Consider the following 26,534-nt stretch of genomic DNA (forward strand, 5'->3'; position numbering starts at 1 on the left):
GGGGCCGCGCGCGGCGGCGCCTCGGGCGCGGCGCGCTTCTTCCGGGCGAGCCGCAGCGCGGCCACCACCACGAGGAGGAGCACGGCGGCGACGATCGCGACGGCGGCGGCGTCGTTCGCGGTGAGTGCGAGCGGGTTCACGGCGGGCGGGCTCCGGGCGAGGAAAATGCTTCGGGAGCCCGAGCATATAGGGCCCCCGGCGCGCGGGTGTCAATTCGGCGCGGCAGGGCACCGCGCTCGCCCTTCGACGGGCTCGGGGCGAGCGGCTCGGAGACGGCGCCTTGGAAGATGCTGCCCGGCAGAGGACCGCTCGTGGTGAGCCCGTCGAACCACGAGCGGCTCCAGGACGGCGCGCGCTTCGCCGGCCGACTACGCCGCCGCGGCCTCGCGGGTGCGCTCGGAGAGCCGCACCGAGACCAGCTTCGAGACGCCCGGCTCCTCCATGGTCACCCCGTAGAGCGTGTCCACCATCTCCATGGTCCGCTTGTTGTGGGTGATCAGGATGAACTGCGAGTTCTTCGACATCTCCTTCACCATCTCGTTGTAGCGGCCCACGTTCGCGTCGTCGAGCGGCGCGTCGACCTCGTCCAGCAGGCAGAACGGGGTGGGCTTGATGAGGAAGATGGCGAAGATGAGGGAGACCGCGGTGAGCGCCTTCTCGCCGCCGGAGAGCAGGTTGACGCTCTGGAGCTTCTTGCCGGGCGGCTGCGCGAAGATCTCCACGCCCTGCTCGCCGTCGCCCTCCGCGGCGGTGAGCACCAGGCCGGCGCGCCCGCCCGCGAACAGGCGCGGGAACACCTGCTGGAACTTCTCGTTCACCCGGTCGAACGTCTCCTGGAAGCGCTCGCGGCTGGCGCGGTTGATCTTGACGATGGCCGCCTTGAGGTCGGCGAGCGATCGCTCCAGGTCGGCGCGCTGCTCGCTCATGAACGCGTGCCGGCTGGACAGCTCGTCGTACTCCTCGATGGCGGTCAGGTTGATGGCGCCCATCCGCTCGGCCTGGGCCTTGAGGTCGTCCAGCCGCTCGCGCTCGGCGTCCCCCGGCGGCTTCTCCAGGTGGAAGCGGGCCACCTCCCAGCGCAGCTCGGCCTGGCAGCGCTCGCGGGTCTGCTCCTCGAGGTGCGAGAGCTCCAGCGCGTGCTCGCGCGCGGTGAGCGCCGCCTCGTTGCAGGCCTGCCGCACCGTCTCGGCCCGGCCGCGCAGCTCGCGCGCCTCGGCCTCGCGGCCGCGCGACGCGGCCACCAGCGCCTCGTGCGCCGCGCGCGCGCGCGCCAGCTCCTCGCGGATCGCGGCCAGGTCCTGGCCCAGCCGGCCCAGGTCCACCCGCGTGCCCTCCAGCCGGCCGCGCAGCTCGGCCGCGCGCGCGTTCGCCTCGGAGAGCGCCGCGAACAGCCGGCCGCGCCGCTCGTCCACCTCGCGCCGGGCGTCGTCGATCCGCTTCAGGGCGGAGCCGATGCCCTCGCGCCGCTCGGCGTCGGCGGCGGCCTTCACCTTCAGGTTCATCAGCTCGGCCGAGAGCACGTCGCCGCGGGCGCGGGTGTGCTCCAGCGCCGCCACCGCCTCGCGGGCCCGCTCCTCGGCGCGCCCCTGCTCGGCCTCGGCGGTGGCCGCCGCGACCCGGTGCTCCTCCTCCTCGCGCACCAGCCCAGCGACCGCCTCCTCCAGCTGCTTCCGCTCCGCCTCGAGCTGCCCGGTGCGGTCGCCGACGCGCTCCAGCTCGGAGCCCACGCGGGCGAGGTCCTTCTCCTCCTCGACCAGCGCCAGCTCCTTCTCGCGCCCGTCCTTGTCGAGCGACTTCAGCGCCGCCTCGAGCTGGAGCAGCCGCGCCTGCAGGGTGCGGTGCCGCTCCTGCGCCAGCGAGAACTCGGCCTCGAAGCCGCGGACCGTCTCCTCCAGCTCCTGCACCTCGCGCCGCCGCTGCAGCGCGCCGTGCCCCTCGCCCTCCAGCGGGCCGCCGGTGACGACGCCGTACGGGTCGAGCACCTCGCCGTCGAGCGTGACCAGCGTCCGCTTCACCGCGCTCTGCTGCCAGATCTCCAGCGCGGAGGGGAGGTCGCGCACGATGATCGCGTCGCCGAGGAGGAAGCGGGCCACCTTCTCGTACGAGGGGTCGAACGTCACCACGTCCAGGCAGACCGCCACGAAGCCGGGCTGGCTCCGGTCGGCGTCGGTGGGATCGCTCGCGCCCGCCTCGCGCAGGCGGGCCATGGGGATGAGCGAGGCGCGCCCCTCGGCCGCCGTCTTCAGGTAGTCGATGGCCTCGACGCCCTGGGAGTGGCTCTCCACGATGACGTACTGGAGCCGCTCGCCGAGCACCGCCTCGATGGCGTTCTCGTACTCCTCCGGCGCGGACACCACGTCCGCCACCAGCCCGAAGATGCCGTGGTCGCGCGCCTCGTCCTGGCCGGCCCGGGTCATCAGGCTGCGCACGCCGCGGCCGTAGCCCTCGTAGTTGCGGACGATCTCGAGGAGGCTCTGCAGGCGCGAGCGCTTCTCGGCCAGCTCCTCGCGCAGCGTGATGAGCTTCGCCTCGTTCTGGATGAACTCGGCGCGGGTGCGCTCGAGCAGCTCCTCCTGCGCGCCGCGCTGCTCGTCGAGCCGGAGCTTCAGCTGGCGGGTGTGGCCCAGCTTCTCCACGTGGCGCGCGCGCGCCTCGTCGAGCTGGCCGGCGCGCTTCGCCAGGTCGTCGGCCTCGGCCCGGTTGCGCTCGATGCGGCCGCGCAGGTCGAGGCGCTGGCGCTCGATCTGCGCGAGCTGGCTGCGGTGCGAGGTGGCCTCGGAGAGCGCGGCGGCGGCGGCGGCGCGCGACCGGTCGGCCTCTGCCTGCAGCGCGCCCTGCTCGCGGCCCGCCTCGCGCAGCGCGGCCTCGGCCTCGCCCAGGCGGCCCTCGTCGGTGGTGACCAGCGACTGCAGGTCGTCGCGCTGCCGGAGCAGCGTCTCCCGCTCGGCGGCGAGCGCCTCGGCCTGGTCCTTCAGCGCCTCCACCTCGGCCGCCTGCGCGCGGGTGCGCTCGGCGATCTGGTCGAGCTCGCGGGCCGCCGCCTCCACCGAGACCTCGGAGACGCGCGCGGCGCTCTCCAGCGCGTGCTCGCGGGTGCCCAGGTCGGCGAGGCGCGCCTCGCTCTCGCCGGTGAGCGCGCGGTCCTGCTCGAGCGCGCCGTCCAGCTCGGCGAGCCGGGCGGTCAGCTCGGCCTCCTCCGCCTTCAGCGTCGCCTGCCGCTCCTCGGCGGCGCGGCGGGTGGCGGTCAGCTCCAGGTAGCGGGCGGCGGCGGTGCGCAGCTCGAGCTCGCGGATCTGCCCGCGCAGCGCCTTGTACTTCTCCGCCTTGCGCGCCTGCCGGTTGAGCGACTCGAGCTGCTTGCCCAGCTCCTGCACGATGTCGGCGACGCGCAGCAGGTTCTGCTGCGTGGCCTCCATCTTCCGCTCGGCCGCCTCGCGGCGCTTCTTGTACTTCGTGATGCCGGCCGCCTCCTCGATGATGGCGCGCCGGTCCTCGGGGCGGGCGGAGACGATCTGGCCGATGCGCCCCTGCTCGATGATCGAGTAGGCGGTGCGCCCGACGCCGGAGCCGAAGAAGATGTCGTTCACGTCCAGCAGGCGGGCCTGGACGCCGTTCACCAGGTACTCGGACTCGCCGGTGCGGAACAGCCGGCGGCCGACCGTGATCTCCCCGAACCCCTGGTACTGCGGCGGCAGCTCGCTGGGGCGGTCGTTGACGAAGGTGAGCATCACCTCCGCCATGGAGAGCGGGGGCTTCGACTCCGACCCGTTGAAGATCACGTCCTCCATGGAGCGGCCGCGCAGGTGGCGCGCGGACTGCTCGCCGAGGACCCACCGGATCGAGTCGGCCACGTTGGACTTGCCGCAGCCGTTCGGGCCCACGACGCCGGTCACCCCGTCGTCGAACGCGACGACCGTCTTGTCCATGAAGGACTTGAACCCGACGATGTCCAGGCGGCGGATGCGCATGGCGAAACGCGATATCACGACCCCATGGGCGAGTTCAAGCGAAGCCCTTGATCAATGGGGGGTTTTCACCGACCGCCGGGTCGGGTCCCGGGCGCCGCCGCCGGTTTCCCATGGGGAAACGCGACGTTGCGTTGCCTGACGTGTATGGCCGCGCGGGGGCAGCGCCGGCGCGCGCGCCCGGGATAGACTCCCGGGCCACATGCGCTTCGGCTGGCGGCTGGTCCGGAACGTCGCGTCGATGATCCTCCTCGGCACGGCGGTGGGGTGGTGGGTGACGCAGGCGTTCCCGCTCGCCACGCCCGAGCGCGAGGCGCTGCGCCTCGCGCTGGTCGCGAGCCTGGCGCTGGAGTGGGTCGCCGCGGGCGGGGCGGTCTGGATGCTCTCGCGCCCGCTGCGCGCCGCGGACGACGCGCACCGCCGCGCCGGCGCCATCCCGACGCCGCTCGCGCTGCGCGCCGCCGCCACCGGGCACCGGCTCCCGGCCTACACGGCCGCGGTGGTGCTCGCCGCCGGCGTCCTCGCCACGGTGGTGCTCACCGCCATGGCCCGCGCGCGCGGCGTCCCGCTCGACGTCGGGCTGGCCGGCGCCGCGGTGGGCTTCGCCAGCGCGTCGCTCGCGGCGATGCTCTGCTACGCGCTCGCCGGCACCGCCGCCGGCGAGGTGTTCGAGCGGCTCGGCCCGGACGCCGAGGTGGCCGTCCAGGGCACGGTGCGCGGGAAGATCCTGATCCTGGCGCTCGGGCTCATCACCATCTGCGTGCTGCTCTTCGCGGCCACCGGCTACGTCCGCTACCGCGGCGACATCGACCGCGAGTACGTCGCCACCGCCGCCCACGCGCAGGAGAGCGCGGTGGCCTCCGGCGCGGCCTCGACCGACGCGGAGCTCGCCGAGCACCTCTGGCTCGTGACGGGCACGCCCTCGGCCGTGCTCAGCCCCGGCGGCGCGGTGGTGGCGCGCTTCGGCGCGGGCCGCGTCCCGTTCGAGGGGGCGGCCACGGCGGCCGCGGGCGCGCTGCGGGTCGAGGGCGGCTGGCTCGTGTCGCGCGCCACCGCCTCGGGCGGCCGCGTGGTCTCCTGGCTCCCGGAGGAGCCGGTGCGCGCGCGGCGGCGCGCGTTCTGGGGCGCGCTCTCCGTCAGCGCGCTGGTGGTCTACGCGGCCACCGCGCTGCTCGCCTGGCTCGCCGCGAGCGCCATCACGCTCCCGTTCCGCACGCTCGGCCGCGCCGCAGACCGCATCGCCTCGGGCGACCTCGCCGCCAGCCCGCCCTCGGTCTCGCGCGACGAGATGGGCCAGCTCGCCGCCGACTTCCGGCGCATGGCGCAGGGGCTGAAGGCGCTGGTCGTGGACGTCCAGTCGGCGAGCGAGGGCGTCTCGGCGGGCGCGCGCGAGGCCGGCGCCATCGGCGAGCGGGTGCGGGCCGGCGCGCTCGACCAGCACGCCGGGGCGGTGGCGGCGCAGGGCGCGGTGGAGGCGATGGAGGGCTCGATCGCGCTGGTGGCGCGCGGGGTCGGCGGCCTGTCGGAGTACGTCTCCGCGACCACGCAGCAGGTGGGCGAGATGGCGTCCGGGCTGGACGAGGTGCGGCGCAAGGGGGCCGAGCTGGAGCGCGCCATGGCCGTCGCGCTCCGGGACGTGGAGTCGCTGGCGCACGCGGGCCGCGACGCCGACGCGACGCTGGCCGAGCTGGAGCAGCACGCCGGCAACGCCGCCGGGACGCTCTCGGCGGTGCGGTCGTCCATCGGGACGCTGGAGCGCGCCGCCGAGGAGAGCGAGCGGACCGCCGGCATGGTGGCGGACGTGGCCGAGCGGGCCGGCGGGGTGGTGGAGGAGACGGTGCACGGGATCGAGGCGCTGCGCGCGGCGGTGGCCGACGCGCACCGCCGCGTGGCCGTGCTGGGCCGGCGCTCCGACGACATCGACCAGGTGGTGGACTTCATCTCCGAGGTGGCCGGGCGCACCAGCCTGCTCTCGCTCAACGCGTCCATCATCGCCTCGCAGGCGGGCGAGCACGGCAAGGGCTTCGCGGTGGTGGCCGAGCAGATCCGCGAGCTGGCGGCGCAGATCGCCCGCTCGACCACCTCCATCGGCGACATCGTCCGCGCGGTGCGCGACGACGTGGAGGGCACCGCCGCGCTCATCGACCGCGGCGACGCGCTCGCGGGCGAGGGCGTGAAGCTGGCGCGCAACTCGCTCGAGGCGCTCGGCGAGATCCGCCGCTCCACCGCGCAGGGGCGCGAGACCGCCGCGGCGATCCGGGCGGCGGTCGGCTCGCACGCGCAGTCCACGCACGAGGTCTCGCTGCTGGTGGAGTCGGTGGCGGACGGCTCTCGCGCGGTCGCGGCCGCGGTGCAGCTCGTCGGCCGCAGCGCGGCCGGCGTGAACACCGCCTCGCGGACCGTGAACGCGATGGCCGATCAGGTGGCGCGCGCGCTGGAGGACCAGTCCACGCGCGGACGGCAGCAGCTGGAGAGCCTGGGGCGGGTGGAGCGCATGCTCGCGGAGATCGGGCGCGCGGTGGAGCGCCACAACGCGGCCACGCGCCGGGTGCGCGAGGGGCTGCGGACGCTCTCGCAGACGGCCGGCGAGCACGAGCGCGCCGTCGAGGGGCTGTCCGGCCTCGCCGAGCGCCTCGGGTCCCGCTCGCGCGCGCTGGCGGAGCGGGTGGGGCGGTTCAAGGTCTAGGGGGCGGACGGTCCCGCCCCGCTACTCCTCGTCCCCGCCGCCCATGGCCGGCCGGCCCTGCCCGGGCGTCAGCACGATGCGCGGGTGGCCGAGCGTCCCGACCACCTGGAGCCGGTAGGCGCCGTCCGGCGTGCGCGCCGAGGCGAGCGCGGCCTCCACGATGGGCCGCAGGCCGGCGGTGGCGCTCGCGCTCCAGAAGGCGGGCTGGATGCGCACCGTCGCCTTGCCGAACACCGCCGCGTGCTCGAGCCGCGGCCCGAGGGTCACGGCCAGCCCGTCGGTGGCGAGCTCCACGTCGCCGCCCTTCGCCTCGAGCCGCTCCACCGCCGCCTTGCCGCCCTCCAGCCTCACGCTGGCGGCGATCTCGCCCAGGCCGACGCGCGGGAGGCGCAGCCCGGTGGCCATGCCGGGGATGGGCAGCTGGCCCCCGGCCACGCCGGCGCGGGCCACCGCGAGCTCCATGTGGCCGGTGGGCCGGCCCGCCGGCGCCTCCGGCACGGTGACGTCCACCGAGCCGGACACCGAGCCCTGCAGGTCCATGCCGGTGGCGACCTTCAGCGGGACGGCGCGGGCCAGGTCGAGCCCCTGGAGCGCCAGGACGGTGCGCCGCTCGGCGCCGTTGAGCGCCGTGCTGCCGCGCACGCGCCCCTCGTAGATCAGCGCGTCCACGTCCATCACCTGCCGGCCGAGCAGCAGCGGCAGCAGCTGGAGCGAGGCGCTCACCCGGTCGATGGCGAGCTGGTGCGAGGCGTGGTCCTCGAGCCGCACCCCCTCGGCCGTCACGCCCAGCAGGCCGCCCGGGCCGATGTCGTCGGCCTCGAACTGCCAGCCGCGGGCGCCGGCCTCGAGGATGAGCCGCTCGCGGACCGCCTCCGAGGGGAACGTCCCGCGGAGCGCCACCGCGAACGCGAGCAGCGCGAACGCGGCGTAGCCGGCGCGCGGGCGCCACACGTTCCAGTCCACGCGCGACATGCCCGGGAGGCGCGCAAGCCACGGCATGGAGGGGAGCCGGATCCGTCCGAGGTCGAGCTTCATCGGTCAGGCCTTGAGCTGGTAGGTGGAGACCACCACGGTCGCGTCCACGAGCGCGGGGTCGTCGGTGCGCGTGGTGACGCGGACCCGGCGCACCTTCACCACGCCGGGGCCGCGCTCGAGGGTCTGCATCAGCCGGGCGAGCCGGCCCAGGTCCACGCGCGCGATGCTGACCTCCACCGCCTCCTCGCGCAGGCCCTCGAGGTCGCCCGCCGTGGTGGTGGGGCGGAGGTCGGTGACCTCGATGCCGAGCGCCGTGCCGGCCTGGGAGATGTGGCTGAGCAGCTGCACCGGCGGCCCCTTCAGCCGCGACTCGATGGCCTGCCGCTCCGCCTGGCGGCGCCGGTAGCCCTCCGCCAGCTTGCCCACCTGCGAGAGGACCTTGGTCTTGTCCTCGATGCGCGCCTCGCGCGCGGAGATGCCGCGGCTGATGGACAGCGAGACCAGCCAGATCGCGAACAGCGCCACGCCGAGCGCCGCGACCGTGACGAGCACCCGCTCGCGCGGCGCGAGCTTCGCCATCCAGGCCGCCACGTCCGAGCGCAGCTTGCGGAGGAAGTCCATCTCAGCCCCTCTCGCCCGCGTCGCGCGGGCCGGACTCGAGGCAGGTCAGCCCGGAGTCGATGGAGAACTCGAACTTGCCGTCGGACGCGCGCTTGCGGGCGCTGCCGGAGCGGGCGTCGCCGAAGCAGCGCGAGCCGCGCAGCCCCTCGACGACCTTGTCCACGCTCTCGGCGCCGTCGGTGGTGCCCTCCAGGTGCAGCTTGTCGCGGGTGATCTCGATCCGGTCGAACCGCACCGGGACCTCCGCCGGCACCTTGTCGGCCAGTTCGGCCAGCACGTCCACGGCCGAGACCCGCGGCAGCGCCGCAGCCGCGCTGCCGCGCCCGCGCAGGATGGCCTGCGCCTCCTCGAAGTTCGGGTAGCAGCGGCCCAGGATCTTCTGCTCCGCGTCGCAGAGCGCCCGATCGAGCGACGCCTCCTGGCGCGAGAGCGCGAACACCTTCACCCCGGCGCTCACCACGGCCAGCACCAGGATGGCCGCCGCGTACAGGCCGAGCCGCGCCAGCTTGCCCTTGAGGTGCTCGAAGTCGCGGGTGTACGCGAGCTCGCCGCGGCGCAGGTTCAGGCGCGGCGCGCGCGCGCCCTGGTGGCCGCGCAGCGCGAGCGCGAGCGCGAGCGCCAGCCCGGGGGCGCGGTCGGCGGGGACGGCGCCCGCGGCCGGGCCGGCCAGCGCGAGCGGCACCACCGGGCCGTCCACGTCCGCCGCGAGCAGCTCCGGGAGCCCCGGCAGCGCGGCCAGCTCGCCCGCCAGCGAGAGGCGCTCGAGGCGCCGCGGCCCCACCCGCGCCTGCCAGGCGCGCACCGTGGCGCGCACCTCGCGCACGAGCGGCTGCAGCGCGGCGGAGAGCGCCGCCGCCGCCCGCGGGTCGCGCGCCCTGGCCGCCAGCTCCGGGGGCGGCGGGGGGCCGCCCAGCTCGCCGGCGAGGAGCGCGCCCGCGTCGGCCTCGGGGATCGCGAGCGCCCGCGCCAGCGCGCGGACCAGGTGCGCGCCGCCGAACGCGAACGTCCGGGCCGCCTCGCACGCGCCCGCCACGGTGATGCACAGGCTGGTGCGCTCGGCGCCGACGTCGAGCACGCCCTCCGCCGGCGCGGGTCCCTCCGGCGGCGCCGCGGCGAGCGGCGCCACCGCCCCGCCCGCCAGCAGCGCCGCGTAGGCGGGGCCGGCGGGGATCACCGCGCGCGGGTCGAGGCCGCCGTGGCCGAGCGCCGCCAGCAGCGCGCCCAGCTCCTCCTTGCGCACCACGCCCACCAGCAGGTCGGTCTTGCCGTCGCGCACGCCGAGCGGCTGCCAGTCCCAGGCGACCGACGCGAGGTCGAACGGGATCTGCCCCTCCACCTCGAACCCGATGGTCTGCTCGATGCGGCGCGCGTCGGTGAACGGGAGCGTCACCACGTTCGAGGAGACGGCCGAGCCGGGGAACGCCACCACCGACTCGTCCACCCGCCACCCGCGCTCCTCCAGCAGCTGGTGGACGGCGGCCGCCTGCCGCGCCAGCAGCGGCGGCGCGTCGTCGCCCTCCGCGCGGGGGACGGGCGCGCTGGCGGCGCCGAGGACGGCGTAGCCGCGGTAGGTGCTCTCGAGGAGCACGGCCTTCACCGCGTGCGCGCCCAGGTCGAGGCCGAGGATGTGCTGGGCCATGTCTCTACTCCTCGCGCCAGTGGATGAGGCGGCCGGAGGAGATCCCGGCCTGGCCCTGGAGCGCGGTGATGAGGGGGTTGCCGGCGGCGGGCGTCCCGGCCGCCGGCGCCGTCCCGGCGGTCCCCGCGAGCGGGGCCGTGCCGGCCGGCTGGTTCTGGTTCGGGTCGAAGGTGACCACCGCGTCGATGGTCTTGCTGACCGCGCCGGCGTTGCCGAACGCGCGGATGCGGAACGCCGCCGAGCGGTCGGTGAACGGCGACTTCGGGTTCTGCGTCAGGTAGTCGGCGCGCACGGGCACGCCCAGCGCCGCGACCACCGCCGCGAACTGCGGGGGCGTGAGCGCCATCAGGCCGCCCATGCGCACGTCGGAGAGCGCGCGCTGCAGCTTCTGCGGGAAGGCGGGGTCGAGCAGGAGCGGCTGCGCCGCCGGGTCGGCCATCATCCACGCGATCCGCATCTGCTCCGACGCGTCCGAGGTGTTCACGTTGATCCTCGCCTCGCGCGGCAGGTAGACGGTGAGCCGGTCGCCGAAGGCGGCCAGGAACGCGTCGCTCACGCCCGCGACCAGGCTCAGCTCGGCGAGCGAGTCGAAGCGGGCGTTCTTGGCGCGGTAGCGATCGCGGCCGTGGTCGTAGGGCCGGTTCTCGTCGGAGAAGCCCTTCTCGAACGGGTTGGCGGGGACGACGAACGTGCACCCGTCGCCGCCCGGGTAGCTCACCGCGAGCGCGGAGCCGGCCTCGTCGTCGTCCACCCAGTCGCGCAGGTGCAGGAGGAGGTCGTTGCGGGTCCAGCGCTGCCCGTCCGCGTCCTCGCGGTCGAACAGCGGATCCCAGCGCGCGTCGCAGACGAGCCGGAGGATCGCCTCGACCTGCGGGCCGAGCAGCCCGCTGGTCTGGAGCGCGTCCAGCTGCACGTTCACCTTGCGCCCCTCGTCCTCGATCTTCGAGGCGAACCCGCCCTCGAAGTCGCCGAAGCGGGCCTGCGGCGGCGCGCCCTCCGCGGCCGCCTGCGCCGCCGGGCCGGCCTCGCCGAACAGCGCCTGCACCAGGCCGGAGCTGACCGGGACCAGCTCCCAGATCTGCGGGCGCGGACAGGCTCCCCCCGCCGCCTGACCGCCGGCGCCGGCGGTCCCGGTCGCGCCCGTCCCGGTCGCCGTGCCGCCGCCGGCGCCGCCGGCGAGCGCGCCGAACGCCTGGCAGGCCGCGCCGCTGGCCTGGTCGATCTGCTGCTGGAACGCGAGCACCAGGCGCGAGAAGGACACGGCGCTCTTCGCGAGGTAGGTGGCGCGGAGCTCGTCGCGGCCGTTCACCGCGATCTGCAGCCGGACGCGGGTCTCGTAGGCGAGGTCCACCGAGAGCGCGGTGAGGATCGCGAGCGACACCATCACGACGAGGAGCGCGGCGCCGCGGGGGCGCCGGCGAACGGGTCGCGGGCTCGGGCGGAGGGCGCGCATCAGAAGTCCAGCGGCCGCGTCAACGCGACCCGCGCCTCGGTGGAGAACCGCTCGGTGCGGCCGTCGGCGAGCTTCACCTCGAGCTCGAAGCGGACGCGCGCGGGCAGCTCGTTCGCGCGCTCCACCGAGCGGGTGTTCCACTCGCGCACCCAGTCCTTCTTCTTCGCGTCCCAGTACTGGACCCGGAACCCGGTGACGTGGTCGGCGACGATGTCCTTGCGCCCGTCGCGCTCGGGCTCCTCGTCCACGCGCCCCTTCTCGCGCCGGAACAGCGCCTGCTCCCCGCCGCCCGGGGTCGACTCCAGGGTGTACTCCACCACCGACTGGTCGGACTCGCGCGCGTCGCGGAGCAGCCGCCGGTGCGCCTGCGTCGAGAACAGCAGCGTGTCCTCGCGCCCGCGGAACAGGGTGGGGCGCTCGCGCAGCCGGTTCTTGTCGTAGTGCTCGGACAGGAACGCCATCGAGGTCTCGCGCGCCAGGCGCGTGAGCGCGAGGCGCGCCGCCGCGTAGCGATCCCCCTGGGAGCGGGCGATCTCCTGCGCGCGGTCCACCTGGTGGAACGCGCCGAGCGTCATCGCCCCCACCGCGGCGGTGATCGCCATCGCGATCAGCACCTCGAGGAGCGTGAACCCGCCCGCGGCGGCGCGCCGCCCGCTCACGTGCCCGGCTCCGTCGGCGCGAGCACCACCAGGTGCGTCACCACCGTGAAGGAGTCCTGCCGCGCGCCCTCGGGCCACGAGACGGTGAGGCGCACCTCGCGCACCGCCTTCTTGATCTGCTCGCCCATGGCGGTGAGCTGCGCGTTCAGCGTGCCCGCCACCGCGGCGGTGCCCGGCGTGACCGTCTGCGGGCCGCCGCCCTGCGCGTCCTTCCCGCCGCCCGACCCGCCGAGCAGGGCCGAGAGGTCGCCGCCCTCGCTGCCGGTGAGCAGCTGCAGGATGCGCTCCGGGCCGAGCTCCACGCGCGGGCGGAGCACCTCCAGCTTCCAGCGCACCTCCGGGTGCCCCTCGCGCTCGAAGGAGCCGTCGTCCTCCTCGTCGAAGTCGCGGAACCCCTTGCGCTCGTACGCCTCCTCCAGCTCCACCATCTTCCCGCGCGCGAGCAGGGTGGCCACGTCCAGCCGCCCGGCGCGGGCGTGGTTGCGGAGCGCGCCGCCCACCACGTCGGACAGCGCCATCAGCCCCATGGCGAGGATCGCGAGCGCGACCATCACCTCGAGGAGCGTGAAGCCGCGGGCGCGGCGATCGGCCCGGCTCCCCCGGCGCGCGGCGGCGGGCGTCACTCGGCCACCTCCACCTTGCCCGGCACCACGCGCGAGCGGCCGGTGAACGGCTCGGTGACCACGGTGTAGACGTTGGACCGGTCCACCACCGGGACCCAGGCGCGCTGCGCCTGGCCGCCCGGGAAGAAGTACACGTAGGCCAGCCCCTGCTCGATCGCGTCGCGCCGCCCCTCCACGTGGACGGGCCCGAACCCGGTGGAGCCGGGCAGCTTGCGCTCGCCGACGAGGCGGTCCTCGAACTTGCCGAACGTGCTGCGCGCGAGCAGGCGCCGGATCTCCTCGTCCTTCTCGTCCGGGAAGCGCTTCGCCAGCGCCGCGTCGTCCTGCGGCCGCGCCGGGTCCGAGATGCCCACCGCCCCGGGCGCGCACTCCGCCCACCACGAGCGCTGCCCCAGGTCGAGCGCGATCCGGCAGGTGGCGTTCCGCAGCGCGGCCGTGTCGTACAGGTAGCGCATCGCCCCGGACAGCTCGCCCGCCGCCTTGCGCGCGTTCGCGCCGGTGGCCGACTCCGCCGCGGGCACGACCATCGCCGCGAGCAGGCCGATCACGCCGATCACGATCAGCAGCTCGATGAGGGTGAACCCTCGCTGGCGGCGGCGTCGGCCCAAGCGCCCGGCCTCACGGGTTCACGACGTCGGCGTTCTCGCCCTCGCCGCCGGGCTGGCCGTCGGCGCCGTAGCTCTTCACGTCGTAGCCGTCCTGGTGCGTCTGGCCCGGGTACAGGTAGACGTACTCCTTGTCCCACGGGTCCTTCAGCGTCCCGTCTTTGTTGGCCTTGAGGATGTTCTCCTTGATGAGGATCGAGAGGCCCTCCTCGGTGGTCGGGTAGCGGCCCTTCAGCACCTTGAACGTGTCCACGCCGTCCGCGATCTTGCGGACGTCGTTCTTGGCGGTGTCCACGCGGGCCTTGGACATCTGGCCGACCACGTTCACGGCCACCGCGGAGGCGATCAGGCCGAGGATCACGATCACCACCATGATCTCGATGAGGGTCATGCCGCGCTGGGCGCGGCGACGGTTGCGGGCGTGCATCTCTAGCCTCCTGCGAGGTTGTTGATCTGGAGGATGGGGAGAAGGACGGAGAACACGATGAAGGCGACCACCACGCCCATCGCGACGATCATGAGCGGCTCGAGCAGCGAGGTGAGCGCGCCCACCGTCGTCTCGACCTGGTCCTCGTACGCCTTGGCGACGTTCCCGAGCATCTCCTCGAGCGCGCCGGAGCGCTCGCCGATCGCCACCATGTGGTAGACGAGCGGCGGGAACTCGCCGGAGCGCTTGAGCGGGGCGGCGATGGACTCGCCCTCCCGGATGGCGTCGCGGGCCTGGTCGATCACGTCGGCGAGCCGCGTGTTGCCGACGATGTTCTTCACGATCTCCATGGCGGTGAGCAGCGGGACGCCGCTGCGGAGCAGCGTGGAGAGCGTGCGCGCGAAGCGGCTGATGGCGATCTGGCGGGTCAGCGGGCCGAAGATCCAGAAGCGCAGCGCCGCGCGATCCCAGGCGGCGCGCCCGGCCGGCGTCCGGCGCCACCGCAGGAAGCCCCAGATCGCGAGCACGACCAGCGCGAGCAGGAGCCACCAGTAGTCGGCGACGAACTGCGAGACGGCGATGAGCGCCCGCGTGTTCCAGGGGAGCTGCGCCTTCGTGTCCTCGAAGATCTTGGTGATCTTCGGGATGACGACGGTGAACAGCACCCCCAGGATGATCGAGCCGATCACCACCATGGCGGCCGGGTAGGCCATCGTGCCGAGGATCTTGGAGCGCAGCCGGGCCTGGCTCTCGGTGAAGTCGGCCAGCCGGACCAGCACCACCTCGAGCGCGCCGGAGTGCTCGCCGGCGCGGATCATGTTCACGTACAGCGTCGAGAACACGCGCGGGTGGGCGGCGAGCGCGTCGGCCAGGGCCGCGCCCTCGTTCACGCGCTGCTTCACGTCGCCGAGCACGCGCTTGAGCCGCTCGTGCTCGACCTGGTCCACCAGCGCGGTGAGCGCCTCGACCAGCGGGATGCCCGCGCCCACCAGCACGGCGAGCTGGCGGGTGGCGATGGCGAGGTTCACCGGGCCGACGCGCCCCACCATCCAGCGGCGCACGCTCACCTCGCGCGCCTGCTGGGCCTTCACCTGCTGCTCGCCCAGCACCTCGGTGAGGAACACGCCGTCGCGGCGCAGCACGCTGCGCAGCGCCTTCGGCGAGTCGGCCTCGCGCAGGCCCTGGATCGCCTTGCCCTGGGCGTCGTACGCCTTGTACTCGAAGACCGGCATCAGGCGGCTCCGTGGGCGCGCGGCGCGCCGCTCACCGGATGTCCTCCGCGGTGACCGACAGCACCTCGGCCGCGGTGGTGATGCCGCGCGCGACCTTGTAGGCGCCGTGCTCCATGAGCGTCACCATCCCGCGCTCGACGGCGGCGCGCTTGATGGTGGTGGCGTCCACCGACTTGAGGATGAGCGGGCGGACGTCGTCGTCCACCATCATCAGCTCGTAGATGCCGGTCCGGCCCTGGTAGCCGGTGTGGTTGCAGGCCGGGCAGCCCACCGCCTTGTAGAGGTGGGTCGGGTTCCCGGCCTGGCGCAGGATCTCGGGCGTGAGGCCGGCCAGCGCGCGCTCCTCGGCGGTGGGGACGTAGGGCTTCTTGCAGGTCGGGCAGAGCACGCGCACCAGGCGCTGCGCCAGCACGCCCACCAGCGAGGAGGCCACCAGGAACGGCTGGACGCCCATGTCCACCAGGCGCGTGATGGCCCCGGCGGCGTCGTTGGTGTGCACGGTGGAGAGCACCAGGTGGCCGGTGAGCGACGCCTGGATGGCGATCTCGGCGGTCTCCAGGTCGCGGATCTCGCCGACCATGATGACGTCGGGATCCTGGCGGAGGAACGAGCGCAGCCCGCTCGCGAAGGTCAGGTCGATCTTCGGGTTGACCTGCACCTGGCCAACGCCCTTCAGCGGGATCTCGACCGGATCCTCGATGGTGAGGATGTTCAGGTCGGGCGAGTTGATCTTGGCGAGCGCGGCGTAGAGCGTGGTGGTCTTGCCGGAGCCGGTCGGGCCGGTGACCAGCACGATGCCGTGCGAGCGGGTGATGAGCGTGTCCATCACCTTCAGCTGCCAGTCCTCGAAGCCGAGCTCGGCCAGGTCCAGCACCACGTTGGACTTGTCGAGGAGGCGCATCACGATGCGCTCGCCGTGGGCGGTGGGCACCGTGGAGAGGCGGATGTCCACGTCCTTGCCGGCGATCTTGATGCGGATGCGGCCGTCCTGCGGCAGCCGCTTCTCGGCGATGTTGAGGCCGCCCATGATCTTGATGCGGCTGCCGATGGAGGCCTGGAAGCGCTTCGGGGGGCGGATCACCTCGCGGAGCACGCCGTCGATCCGGTAGCGCACCGAGATGTCCTTCTCCTCCGGGTTGATGTGGATGTCGCTGGCGCGCTCCTTCACCGCGCGGAACAGGAGCGAGTTGACCAGGCGGATGATGGGCGCCTCGTCGTCCGCCTCGAGGAGGTCGGTCGGCTCCTGCAGCTCGTGCGCGACGCTCTCGAGGTCCTCGGTCTCGAGGTCCTCCATGAGCTTGTCGTGCTCGTCGGCGGCGCGGTCGTACACCGCGTTGATGGCGTCGAGCACCACCTGCGGCGGCGCCACCTCCGGCGCCACCGCGGCGCCGAGCAGCATCGACACCGAGTCCTGCGCGGCGGTGTCGAGCGGGTCGCCCACCGCCACGCGGATCGCGTCCCCCGCGGTGCCGAGCGGCAGCACCTTCGACTGCTTGGCGAAGTGGATGGGCACCTTGGCCGCGAGCTCGCCGGGCACCGACTCGGGGTCGATGCGCTCGACGAAGGGGAGGTCGAGCTGGGCCGCGAGCGCGCGCAGCACGTCCTCCTCGCTGACGGCCTTCAGGCGGACGAGGATCTCGCCGAGCCGCTGCCCGGCCTGCTCGCCCTGCTGCAGCGCGAGCGCCTCCTCGAGGCGCGCCGGATCCAGCCCGGCGATCTCCCTGAGGATCTCGCCGATGGGGCGGCCGGAGAGGCCCGGCGCGGCGGCGAGCCCGGGGACGGCGCCCTGGACGGCGGCCCGGGCGGTGTCGATCTGTGCGTCGTTCGGCATGAGGATCCCGTGAAACGGACGGTCCGCCCCCGCTCATTCCTGCGGCGGGGTCCCTCCCGGCGCGGCCGGCTCGCCGGCGGGCGGCGCCTGCTGCGGCGAGAGCCGCTCGATCGGCTCGGGCGTGCCCTCGGGCGGCGGGGCCGCCTCGGGCGCGGCCTCCGGCTCGGGCGGGGGGGCGGGGGAGGTCGGGCGCGGCACCGGGACGACGGTGGTGGAGGGTGGGCCGCCAGCGGGGGGAGCGGACAGGTACTCGCCCGGCGCGCCGCCGCCGCCGTTCTCGATGCGCGAGGTCTCCTGGCTGACGCCCTGGCGCAGCCGCGAGTAGGGGCCGGTCTTGCGGCTGAAGTCCACGTCCACGTCGTAGCGCGGCTGCCGGCCGTAGAACTGCTCGATGAACTGCTGCTGCTCCTCGCGCTTCTTCTCGTAGATGCGCCGGTAGTCCGCCTCGTCGCGGATGATGTACGGCGTGAGGAAGAGCAGCAGGTTCACCTTCTGCTTGGTGGTGGTGGTGTCGCGGAACAGCCAGCCGAGGATGGGCAGGCTGCCCAGGAACGGGATCTTGGACACGCTGCGGATGGCGCGGTCCTGGATCAGGCCGCCGATCACGATCGTGCTCTGGTCCCGCGCCACGATCTGCGTCTTGACGCTGCGCTTGGCGGTGGTCGGGCCGAGCTGCGGGTCCTTCTCCGCGATCTCCTCGGTCTGCTCCTCGATGGAGAGGCGGATGTTCCCGCCCTCGTTGATCTGCGGCTTGATCTTGAGCTTCAGCTCCACGTTCTGCCGCTGGATGGGCGCGTAGAGCGAGCTCAGGCCCTGGGTGCCGAGCGCGGAGCCGACGGTGCTGCTGGCGCCGGTGCCGGAGCCGGAGAGCAGGTTGGACAGGCCGGACGGCGCGTAGCCGGACTGGAACGGCACGTTCTGGCCGACCGTGATCTCCGACTCCTCGTTGTCGGTGGCGAGCAGGTGCGGCGTGGAGAGCACGTTCACGTCGGAGTTGGACTGCAGCGCCTGGATGAGCAGGCCGAGGCTGGGGATGTTGCCGAAGCCCAGGTCCTTCAGCTCCGCGGAGATCGGTCCGGTGTAGCCGGTGAGGAAGCCGCCCAGCGCGATCGCGCTCGACATGTCGAGCGAGTTGACGCGCCCGGTCTGCGAGGAGAGCGGGATGACGCCGGTGTCGCCCTTGTACTTGTACGGGATGGCGCCGTGCGCGCTGACGCCGAGCTCCATGGAGTTCTTGAGGTTCACCTCCATGATCACCGCCTCGACGAACACCTGGCGGCGCGGCCGGTCGAGCTTCTCGACGAGGCGCTGGACCGCGGCGAAGTCCGCCCCGCTCGCCTGCACGAGCAGCGCGTTCTGCGTCTTGTCGGCGGTGATCTTCACCTCGCCCGAGAACAGCTCGGCGGTGACCTCGCCGGCCGGCGCGGGCGTCGCCGCGGCCGGGGGCGCCCCGGGCATGCCCGCCGGACGCGCCGCCGGCTGCGTGGGCGCGCCGGGGGTGGTGGTGCGCTTGGCCTGGCCCTGGGCCAGGTTGGAGAGCGTGGTGGCGAGCTCCTCCGCGTTCGCGTTCTTGAGGAACAGCACGTGGACGCCGCCGTCGGCGCTGGTGGGCACGTCGAGCTGCTGCACCAGCTCCATGATCTGCTGGAAGCTCTTCTCGTCGGCGATGACGATGAGCTTGTTGGTGCGGTCGTCGGGGAGGACCTTGTAGACCGAGACCTCCACCGCGCCGCCCGCGGGCTGGGTGGTGGGCACGCCGGGCCGCCCCGGGCCGGCGCTCGAGATGCGCGCCGGGCGCGGGGACCGCCCGCCCTGCGCCTGGAAGATCTGGTTCACCTTGTCGGCCAGGTCCTTCGCGGACGCGTAGCGGACCTGGACGATGCGGACCAGGTCGCCGCCGCCGACCTTGTCGATCGCCTCGATCATCTTCTCGATGCGGCGGATGTTGAGGCCGGTGTCGGTGATGACCAGCGTCGAGGGCGGGATCGACTGGATGTCCGCGCCCTGCGGCGAGATGAAGTTGCCCATCACCCCGCGGAGCTGGTCGGCGTCGGCGTACTGCAGGCGGATCACCTTGGTGATGACCTGCTCGCTCGCCGGCGTGCCGCTCTCCGGGTCGGTGTACGTCGGGATGGGCATCTTCTTGCTGTCGGCGGCGCGGCCCAGGCGCCAGTACCGGCCCGTCGGGTAGACGGTGATGTTGTTCGCGTTCAGCGCGGCGAGGAACGCGGCGTAGGCCTCCTCGGCCGTGACCGGCGTCTTGGAGAGCAGCGTGATCTTCCCGCGCGCCACGTCCTCCGTGTAGATGAAGTTGCGGCAGGTCCAGCGGCTGGCCTGCTCGAGCACGTCCACCACCTCGGCCCGGTTGAACGTCAGCATGAAGCGCCCCTGCATCGGGACGCACTTGCCGTTCGCGGCCGGCAGCGTGGTCTCGGCCTCGCCGCCGCCGCCGCGCGCGGGCGCGGGGGTGGGCGTGGCCGCGCCGCCCGGGCGCGGGGCCGGCGAGGTGGGCCGGCCCGGGGGCGGGCGCGCGCCGTTCGGCGAGATCGGGGCCACGCCGCCCGGGCCGATGGAGGTCCCCGGGGGCGGCGGCGTGGTGGGGATGCCGGTCGGCGGCGAGGTGGGCCGGGTGGTGGGCGGGCGCGGCCGGGCCGGCGACTCGGGGTCGTCGGTCGGGCGCAACGGCACCTGCGCGGCGGCGAGCACCGGGACGAGCAACGTCGTGGCGAGGAGCTTCTTCATGGCGTTCCCTCGGCCGGGATCACGGGCCGGTGATGTTGTACTCCTTGCGGATCGGCTGCCCCTGCCGCTCGAGCTCGATCGTCACGTGCCCGGAGTCGCGCAGCTTCTGGTACAGCTCGAGCGCCTTCTCGGGCGAGTTGAGCTCGTACCCGTTCACGCGCTGGATGACGTCGCCGTTCTCGATGCCGATCGAGGCGTAGAGCGAGCCCGGCTGGATCGAGAACAGCTTGAACCCGTTCGCCACGCCGTTCTTGAACGACGGGACGATGCGGGCCTGGGTGGCGATGGCGCTCAGGTTGTTGAGCGTGCCGTCGATGACCTTGCGGTCGATCTCGTACTTGTCCTTCGAGACCGCGCGCACGCCCTCCATCGGCCCCGGCGCGCCCGGCGCGGGCTGGGCCGCGGCACCGACGAGTAGCCGAGGTTGGTGCCGGCGTCCGGCGCCTCGCTCCCGCCGCCCTCGAAGTCCAGGTACTCCTTCGTGCCGCGGTTGCACAGCACCGCGATCACCTTGAACGCGTTCCCGGTGACGTCGCCGCCGTCGCGGACGCGCTGCAGGCCGAGCAGCTGGGCGCCCTGGATCCGGTCGCCCACCCCGAGCACCACCGTCTCGCGCGTGGTGAGGTCGGTGATGGTCGCGAGCGAGAAGCGCGGCTGCTCGGCGACCACGCCGGCCACCAGCGCGAGCCGCAGGTCGGAGCGGGCCGGCTCGGCGCGCGGATCGGCGCAGTTCTGCGGGCGCGCGGGCGCCGCCGGCGTCGCGTCGGCGGACTGCTGCGGCGGCTCCTGTCCGATGAGGTGGTACAGCCGCGCCTCGTCGATCGAGGCGGGCAGCACCGTCCGGGCGGGCGCGGGAGGCGGCAGCGCGAGCTCCGCCTGCGGCCTCGGCCGGATCACCGCGCCGACGAGCGTGTTGACGGTCTTCGCCGTGAGCCAGGCCGCCGCGAACAGCAGCGCGAGGTTCGCGGTCCAGGCGTACTTGCGGAAGAAGAGGTCGAGCATGGGAGCGGCCAGGGGCCGGGATGAGCAACCGTCGTGCCACGGAGACGGGCCCTGGCCGATGCACAACATGCCGGGAACACATGCAAATCCCAGCCGGTGCGCCCGCCCGAGGGGAGCGTCGGCCCCGCCGCTGCCAATTTGGCAAGGCCGCCCCGGCGCGCCCCGCGCCGCCGCCAAATTGGCAGGCTACTCCGCGCCCTCGCCGCCGCCCTCCGGCGGACCGAGGAGGCGCCCATCCTCGTCGCGATCGAGCTTCCGGTAGATGGTCCGCGCGGCGATGCCGAGGAGCTGCGCCGCCAGGTTCTTGTCACCGTGGGTGTGGCGGAGCGTCTCGCGGATCACGCGCCGCTCGATCTCGTCCATGGGCGTGCCGAGCGGCACCGTGAGCACCGGGGCGCCGGCCGGTCCGGCGGGCGGCGCCGGCTCCGCGGCGGCCGGTCCCGCCGCGCGGATGGCCTCCGGGAGGTCGCCGACCTCGACCGCGTCGGCGCGGGTGAGCACCACGGCGCGCTCGATGGCGTGCTGCAGCTCGCGCACGTTGCCCGGCCAGGCGTAGCGCTCCAGCGCGGCCATGGCGCCCGGCGTGAACCCGGCGACCGGCTTCCCGTTGCGCTCGGCCATGCGGCGCAGGAAGGCCATGGCGAGCAGCGGCACGTCCTCGCGCCGCTCGCGCAGCGGCGGGAGGCGCACCCGCACCACGTCGAGCCGGTAGAACAGGTCCTCGCGGAAGCGGCCCGCCTTCACCTCGGCGGCGAGGTCCTTGTTCGTCGCGGCCACCACCCGCACGTCCACGCGCACCGGCTCGTTCCCACCCACGCGCTCGAGCACCCCGTCCTGCAGGAACCGGAGCAGCTTCACCTGCACCGCCGGCGACATCTCGCCGATCTCGTCGAGGAACAGCGTGCCGCCGTGGGCGCGCTCGAAGCGCCCGTCCTTGCGCGCCACCGCGCCGGTGAACGCGCCCTTCTCGTGGCCGAACAGCTCGGACTCGAGCAGCGTCTCCGGGATGGCCGCGCAGTGGATGGGCACGAACGGCCCGGCGGCGCGCGGCGACAGGTCGTGCACCAGCCGCGCGGCGAGCTCCTTGCCGGTGCCGCTCTCGCCGAGGAGCAGCACGGTCGCCTGCGTCGGCGCGGCCTGGCGCAGGATCTCCAGCACGGCGCGGAACGCCGGCGCGTCCCCGAGGAGCGCGCCCGCGCCGCCGGGCGCGAGCTCGGCCAGGCGCGCCTTCAGCGCGCGGTTCTCCGCGACCAGCGAGGCGCGCTCCAGCGCCTGGCGCACCGCCTTCACGATGGCGTGGCGCTTCACGGGCTTGGTGATGAAGTCGTAGGCGCCCTGCTTCATGGCGGCGACCGCCGCCTCCACGGTGCCGTAGGCGGTCATCACCACCACCTCGGACTCCGGCGACACCGCCTTCACCGCGCGGAGCAGCTCGTCCCCGCTCATGCCCGGCATCATCAGGTCGGTGACCACCACGGCGGCGCGCTCGCGCCGGAGCACCTCCAGCGCGGCGGAACCGGAGCCGGCGAGCGCCACGCGCCAGCCCTCGCGCTCGAAGATCTTGCCGAGCGACTCGAGGTTGGGGCTCTCGTCGTCGACGACCAGGACGAGGGGGGACACGGCGGGGAGGATATACCGTCCGCGCGCCGGCCGGGCGTCAGCCGGCGTCGGCGGCCGGCGCGGACGGGGCCGCCGGGGCCGGCGCGGCGGGGACCGCCGGCGGGCTGCCGAGCGCGGCGCGGATCTCCGGGGCGAAGAGCGCCACCGCGCCGGCGGCCAGGATCGCGAGCGCGCCGACCAGCAGCAGGTACTCGGTGAGCCCCTGCCGCGACGGTCTGGAGCGGTGCGCCGGCTCGGCCATGATCGACCTGTAGATCGGGCCCGGCCCGCGGGCAAGCGCACGCCCGCCGCGGAAAAGGAAAGAGCGGCGCCGGATGGCGCCGCTCTCGGAACCTGCGGACCGCTCGCCTGCGACTACTCGGGCTTCGCCTCGGCGGCGGGCGCCTCGGCGGCCGGGGCGGCCTCGGACTTCTTGCTCTTGCCGGCCTTCGCGCGCTTCGCGGCGCGGTTCTCCTTGGCCTCGAGCTTCTTCGCCGGCTCGGCGGCGGGCGCCTTCTTGGCGGGCTCGGCCTTGGCCGGGGTGGCGGCGTAGCGCGTCTTGAAGCGCTCGATGCGGCCGGCCGTGTCCATGATCTTCTGCTTGCCCGTGAAGAACGGGTGGCAGTTCGAGCAGATCTCGATGTGGAAGTCGCCGCGCACGGAGCGGGTCTCGATGACGTTCCCGCAGGCGCAGAGGACCTTCGTGGCCTTGTAGTCGGGGTGGATGCCTTCCTTCATGCTCGCCTCTGGGCCGCTTGCATCGCCGTGGTCGGCGATGGTCCGGGCCCGGTTGTGGAACCGCGGGATCTAGTCGGATCGCGGGGATAGGTCAAGCGGAGCGCGCCGCGGGCGGGGACTCCCTCCTGCGGGCGAGCGGCCCCTACTTGCCGCCGCCGACCATCATCTTGAAGAACTCGTCGTGGTTCTTCACCTGGCGGAACTTGTCCAGGATGAACTTCATCGCCTCGACGTTGTCGAGGCCGTTCAGGATGGTCTGGCGCAGGATGTAGATCTTCGAGAGCCAGTCGGCCGGCAGGAGCAGCTCCTCCTTGCGCGTGCCGCTCTTCCCGATGTCCATGCAGGGGAAGATGCGCTTCTCCATCAGCTTGCGGTCGAGCACGATCTCGGAGTTCCCGGTGCCCTTGAACTCCTCGAAGATCACCTCGTCCATGCGGCTGCCGGTGTCGACGAGCGCGGTGCCGATGATGGTGAGCGAGCCGCCCTCCTCGATGTTGCGGGCCGCGCCGAAGAAGCGCTTCGGCTTGTGCAGCGCGTTCGAGTCCACGCCGCCGGAGAGGATCTTGCCCGAGGGCGGCACGGTCGAGTTGTAGGCGCGCGCGAGGCGGGTGATCGAGTCGAGCAGGATCACCACGTCCTTCTTGTGCTCGACCAGCCGCCGGGCCTTCTCGATCACCATCTCCGCGACCTGCACGTGCCGGGTGGCGGGCTCGTCGAAGGTGGAGGCGACCACCTCGCCCCGCACCGTCCGCTCCATGTCGGTGACCTCCTCGGGCCGCTCGTCGATGAGCAGGACGATGAGGGTGCACTCCGGGTGATTGGTGGTGACGGCGTGCGCGATGTTCTGGAGGAGCACCGTCTTGCCGGCGCGCGGCGGCGACACGATCAGGCAGCGCTGCCCCTTGCCGATGGGCGCGAACAGGTCCACCACCCGCGTGGTCATCTCGGCGGGATCGTGCTCGAGCGTCAGCCGCTGGGTCGGGTAGAGCGGCGTCAGGTTGTCGAAGAGGACCTTGGCCTGGTTCTCCTCGGGCGGCTCGCCGTTGATGGTGTCCACCTTCAGCAGCGCGAAGTAACGCTCGCCTTCCTTGGGCTGGCGGACCGTGCCGCGCACCGTGTCGCCGGTGCGCAGGTTGAAGCGGCGGATCTGCGAGGGCGAGACGTAGATGTCGTCGGGGCCCGGCAGGTAGGAGAAGTCCGGGCTGCGCAGGAAGCCGAAGCCGTCGGGCAGCACCTCCAGCGTCCCCTCGCCGCCGACCTCCATCTCCTCCTTGGCCGCCTCCGCCGCCTTCGACTGCGCCTGGAGGATCGCGAAGATGAGGTCCTGCTTCTTGAGCGCGCCCGCGGACTCGACGTTCAGGTCGCGCGCCAGCTTGGCGAGCTCCGCGACCTTCATGTGCTTGAGGTCGGTGAGGCTGGACGTGCTCGACGTGGCTGTCGGTGCGGGTGCGGGCATGTCGGTTCTCGGGGAGCTGGGCCGCGCGCTGCGGAGCGGGCGTGGCCGGCGGAGGCTGCGGGCGGTCTCTGGGCGAGGCCTAGGAGAGGCGGCAAACGTATGCGGTCGGTTTCAGGGTGTCAACGCCGCACACCCGCGCCGCCGTCGCACCTCGCGTGTGCCATGAACGCGGGGGCCGGCGCGCGGTGAGGTGAGATGCCCCGGCGGGTTAACATCTCCGCCGGTCCGCGCGGGACGCGCCCGAAGAAAGTGATCGATGCCGAGCAGCAGCCCAACCACCGAAGCCGTCGTCGCCGGGTCGAAGGCGTTCGCCGTCGCGCTGCTGGCGCCCGTCACCACGCGCCTCGGCACGCGCCCGCGCATCGCGGCGGACGCGGCGCAGGCGCTCTCGCTCTGCCGCGGGCCGGGCGGGCTCGTGGTGATCGAGTTCCAGGGGGAGGGCTCGCTGGCCGGCATCGAGCGGCTGCTGCGCGACGGCGGCGGCCTCCGCGTCCTGGCGGCGCTCGCGCCGGAGCACGCCGCCGCCGAGGCGCCGCTGCGCGCGCTCGGCGTCGAGCTGGCCCGCTGGGACGGCCGGCCGGACGGCGTGCTGGGCGCGATCGAGCGGATGGTGCGCGGCGCCGCGCCGGCCGCCGCGGCCAGCCCTTCTCCCACGGTGAAGCCGCCTCCGCTCGCGCCGCCGCCGCCGCCGTCCGCGGGGCCGCCGCCCCTGGCGCGGAAGGCCACCGCGCCGCCGCCGGACCTCTCGCTCGACGCCTTCGACGTCAGCGTGGACGACGCCTCCCCCGGCGAGCCGCCCGCGCCCGTCGCCCCGCCGAAGCCCGAGCCGCCGCGCGGGGGCGGCACCGTCTACGTCCCGCCGCCGCCCGCCGCGCGCGTGCTCTGGCCCGCGCAGTCCGCCTCCGCGGCGGACGCTCAGGCCGCGCTGGAGCGGGCCGCGTCCGGGGCCGCGCGCCCGGGCGACGCCCTCGACGGGCTCGCGGCGGGGATCGCCGGCGGGCTGTCCGAGCTCGAGCGCGCCGCGCTCGGCGACGGGCCCATGGCGCTCGACCCGGGCCCGATCCGCTCCGCCGCGGTGATGCGCCTCCGCGTCGCCTCGGCGCGCGCCTCGGCACCGGCGGGCGGCTCCGAGGTGGACGGCGCCGCGGTGCAGGCGATGCTCGCCGACCTCGACGCGACGCTCGCGGCCGTGAACGGGCTCGCCGCCGGTGCCCCTCCGGACCTCCTCCCCGGGGTGGAGGCCGTCCGCAACGCGCTCGTCCGCGAGGCGATCGACTTCTCGGACCTCGCCCAGCGCATCGCCTCCGCCGGCGCCGTGGCCGCGACCGCGGCGCGCGCGCCCGCGCGGCCGGTGCAGGCGCGGGTGATCGCGGTGTCGGCGGAGCCGCGGCCGCGGCGGTCGTGGGGGCTCTGGTTGCTCCTCGTGCTCTCCCTGGCGGCCGCGGGCGGCTATCACGGCTGGTATCGTTGGCACGTCCGGCAGAGGGTGGCTACACGCCTCGGAACGCTTCCGGGCGCGCCGCAGGGGATGGTGCTCATGCCGGGCTCCAAGCGGGCTCCGGCAATTCTGTACCCGATGGGCGGAGCGAAGGTGGATCGAGCGCAGGTGGAGCGTTTCATCGAGCAGGAGCACGCCAAGGGCAACGAGGTCGTCGAGCTGCCCGGCGGGGGTCTCGAAATCCGCCAGGGCGCGCACCCACGCGCGGAGATCAAGCCATGACGTCTACGAGCACGGGTCGCCGAAGCATCCGCGGCTTCACCTTAATCGAGCTGATGGTCGTGGTGGCGATCATCGGCATCCTCGCGAGCATCGCCATCCCGGTCTCGGTGCGCGCCTCACTGCGTGCGAAAGCGGCCGAGCGCAACGAGCTGATGTTGAGGGTGAAGACAGGGGTGATGGAGGTCTACATCCAGCAGGGAACGATCCCGGGCGGCGCGCTGGTGGCGGACTTTCAGCCGCCATATCCGCCCCAGAACCGCAAGCGGGCAATCGACTACCGGGCGCCGGGATGGCGGACGATCTTTCCCGCCGGACAGGAGATCCAGGGGAACGTCTACTACAGCTTCCGCGCACGCGCGTGGGCGGCCACCGCTAGCGCCCCCGCAACCATCGAGGTGACCGCCGTGGGAGATCTCGACGGCGACGGCGCCTACAGTACCGCTGTCATGGTCTTCAAGCAGGTCGACGGTGGGTTCCAGCTCGATGACTCGGAATCGGCCTACGCCGAGGACTACGAGACCTTCTGACACTCCCCGGCGCGGCTCCAGCGCCATTCCTCGT

At 73.9% G+C, this 26,534-nt stretch carries 21 protein-coding genes; 3 read left to right on the forward strand and 18 right to left on the reverse strand.

Features of this window, described 5'->3' with window-relative positions; all coding sequences use genetic code 11:
• Positions 1-368 precede the first annotated feature (368 nt).
• The gene (smc, locus tag PSR1_RS06975) at positions 369-3,968 is read right to left on the reverse strand and encodes a chromosome segregation protein SMC (RefSeq protein ID WP_059436897.1); all 3,600 of its coding nucleotides are present in this window, start codon (positions 3,966-3,968) and stop codon (positions 369-371) included.
• Positions 3,969-4,167: 199 nt separating this feature from the next.
• Between smc and PSR1_RS06980 the strand changes: the two genes are divergently transcribed.
• Positions 4,168-6,651 carry a methyl-accepting chemotaxis protein gene (locus tag PSR1_RS06980; protein WP_059436898.1) on the forward strand — a complete coding sequence of 828 codons (2,484 nt, stop codon included), beginning with the start codon at positions 4,168-4,170 and terminating at the stop codon, positions 6,649-6,651.
• A 21-nt stretch (positions 6,652-6,672) separates the two neighbouring features.
• On the opposite strand, the gene gspN is transcribed toward PSR1_RS06980, so the two are convergent.
• From gspN to rho, 17 genes are all read right to left on the reverse strand, one after another.
• Complete coding sequence (gene gspN, locus PSR1_RS06985) at positions 6,673-7,686, reverse strand: type II secretion system protein GspN (RefSeq protein ID WP_059436899.1); 1,014 nt, start codon at positions 7,684-7,686, stop codon at positions 6,673-6,675.
• Between the two features lie 3 nt (positions 7,687-7,689).
• Positions 7,690-8,247: a type II secretion system protein GspM gene (gene gspM, locus PSR1_RS06990; protein WP_059436900.1), complete on the reverse strand. Its 558-nt coding sequence runs from the start codon at positions 8,245-8,247 to the stop codon at positions 7,690-7,692.
• A 1-nt stretch (position 8,248) separates the two neighbouring features.
• On the reverse strand, positions 8,249-9,886 hold the full coding sequence (pilM, locus tag PSR1_RS06995; protein ID WP_059436901.1) for a pilus assembly protein PilM: 1,638 nt from the start codon (positions 9,884-9,886) through the stop codon (positions 8,249-8,251).
• A 4-nt stretch (positions 9,887-9,890) separates the two neighbouring features.
• The gene (locus tag PSR1_RS07000) at positions 9,891-11,339 is read right to left on the reverse strand and encodes a type II secretion system protein GspK (RefSeq protein ID WP_059436902.1); all 1,449 of its coding nucleotides are present in this window, start codon (positions 11,337-11,339) and stop codon (positions 9,891-9,893) included.
• Positions 11,339-11,998 carry a type II secretion system protein J gene (locus PSR1_RS07005; RefSeq protein WP_059436903.1) on the reverse strand — a complete coding sequence of 220 codons (660 nt, stop codon included), beginning with the start codon at positions 11,996-11,998 and terminating at the stop codon, positions 11,339-11,341. Before PSR1_RS07005 ends, PSR1_RS07000 begins: the two co-directional genes overlap by 1 nt.
• Positions 11,995-12,621: a prepilin-type N-terminal cleavage/methylation domain-containing protein gene (locus PSR1_RS07010; protein WP_059436904.1), complete on the reverse strand. Its 627-nt coding sequence runs from the start codon at positions 12,619-12,621 to the stop codon at positions 11,995-11,997. Before PSR1_RS07010 ends, PSR1_RS07005 begins: the two co-directional genes overlap by 4 nt.
• Positions 12,618-13,229, reverse strand: coding sequence for a type II secretion system protein (locus PSR1_RS07015; protein ID WP_059436905.1), 612 nt, complete (start codon positions 13,227-13,229; stop codon positions 12,618-12,620). The genes PSR1_RS07010 and PSR1_RS07015 overlap by 4 nt, the downstream gene beginning before the upstream one ends.
• A gap of 10 nt (positions 13,230-13,239) precedes the next feature.
• A complete protein-coding gene (gene gspG / locus PSR1_RS07020; RefSeq protein WP_059436906.1) occupies positions 13,240-13,653 on the reverse strand; it encodes a type II secretion system major pseudopilin GspG in 414 nt (137 codons plus the stop codon).
• A gap of 2 nt (positions 13,654-13,655) precedes the next feature.
• Positions 13,656-14,885: a type II secretion system inner membrane protein GspF gene (gspF, locus tag PSR1_RS07025; protein WP_059436907.1), complete on the reverse strand. Its 1,230-nt coding sequence runs from the start codon at positions 14,883-14,885 to the stop codon at positions 13,656-13,658.
• A 31-nt stretch (positions 14,886-14,916) separates the two neighbouring features.
• Positions 14,917-16,716 carry a type II secretion system ATPase GspE gene (gspE, locus tag PSR1_RS07030; protein WP_059436908.1) on the reverse strand — a complete coding sequence of 600 codons (1,800 nt, stop codon included), beginning with the start codon at positions 16,714-16,716 and terminating at the stop codon, positions 14,917-14,919.
• A 33-nt stretch (positions 16,717-16,749) separates the two neighbouring features.
• Positions 16,750-19,458 carry a type II secretion system secretin GspD gene (gene gspD / locus PSR1_RS07035; protein WP_059436909.1) on the reverse strand — a complete coding sequence of 903 codons (2,709 nt, stop codon included), beginning with the start codon at positions 19,456-19,458 and terminating at the stop codon, positions 16,750-16,752.
• A 19-nt stretch (positions 19,459-19,477) separates the two neighbouring features.
• Positions 19,478-19,819 carry a type II secretion system protein GspC gene (gene gspC / locus PSR1_RS24470; protein ID WP_237757855.1) on the reverse strand — a complete coding sequence of 114 codons (342 nt, stop codon included), beginning with the start codon at positions 19,817-19,819 and terminating at the stop codon, positions 19,478-19,480.
• On the reverse strand, positions 19,750-20,460 hold the full coding sequence (locus PSR1_RS07040; RefSeq protein WP_237757856.1) for a hypothetical protein: 711 nt from the start codon (positions 20,458-20,460) through the stop codon (positions 19,750-19,752). The genes gspC and PSR1_RS07040 overlap by 70 nt, the downstream gene beginning before the upstream one ends.
• A 186-nt stretch (positions 20,461-20,646) precedes the next feature.
• Positions 20,647-22,080, reverse strand: coding sequence for a sigma-54 dependent transcriptional regulator (locus tag PSR1_RS07045; protein ID WP_059436910.1), 1,434 nt, complete (start codon positions 22,078-22,080; stop codon positions 20,647-20,649).
• Between the two features lie 37 nt (positions 22,081-22,117).
• Positions 22,118-22,321: a hypothetical protein gene (locus PSR1_RS07050; RefSeq protein ID WP_059436911.1), complete on the reverse strand. Its 204-nt coding sequence runs from the start codon at positions 22,319-22,321 to the stop codon at positions 22,118-22,120.
• 113 nt (positions 22,322-22,434) lie between these two features.
• Complete coding sequence (gene rpmE, locus PSR1_RS07055; protein WP_059436912.1) at positions 22,435-22,797, reverse strand: 50S ribosomal protein L31; 363 nt, start codon at positions 22,795-22,797, stop codon at positions 22,435-22,437.
• Between the two features lie 142 nt (positions 22,798-22,939).
• Complete coding sequence (rho, locus tag PSR1_RS07060) at positions 22,940-24,253, reverse strand: transcription termination factor Rho (protein WP_059436913.1); 1,314 nt, start codon at positions 24,251-24,253, stop codon at positions 22,940-22,942.
• A 256-nt stretch (positions 24,254-24,509) separates the two neighbouring features.
• On the opposite strand from rho, the gene PSR1_RS07065 reads away from it, so the two are divergent.
• Together PSR1_RS07065 and PSR1_RS07070 are read left to right on the forward strand one after the other, a co-directional pair.
• Entirely contained in the window at positions 24,510-25,973 is a 1,464-nt protein-coding gene (locus PSR1_RS07065; RefSeq protein WP_059436914.1) for a hypothetical protein, read from the forward strand.
• Positions 25,970-26,500 carry a type IV pilin protein gene (locus tag PSR1_RS07070; protein WP_059436915.1) on the forward strand — a complete coding sequence of 177 codons (531 nt, stop codon included), beginning with the start codon at positions 25,970-25,972 and terminating at the stop codon, positions 26,498-26,500. Before PSR1_RS07065 ends, PSR1_RS07070 begins: the two co-directional genes overlap by 4 nt.
• The last annotated feature ends 34 nt before the right edge of the window (positions 26,501-26,534 follow it).

Source organism: Anaeromyxobacter sp. PSR-1 (assembly GCF_000964525.1).
Classification (GTDB): Bacteria; Myxococcota; Myxococcia; order Myxococcales; family Anaeromyxobacteraceae; genus Anaeromyxobacter.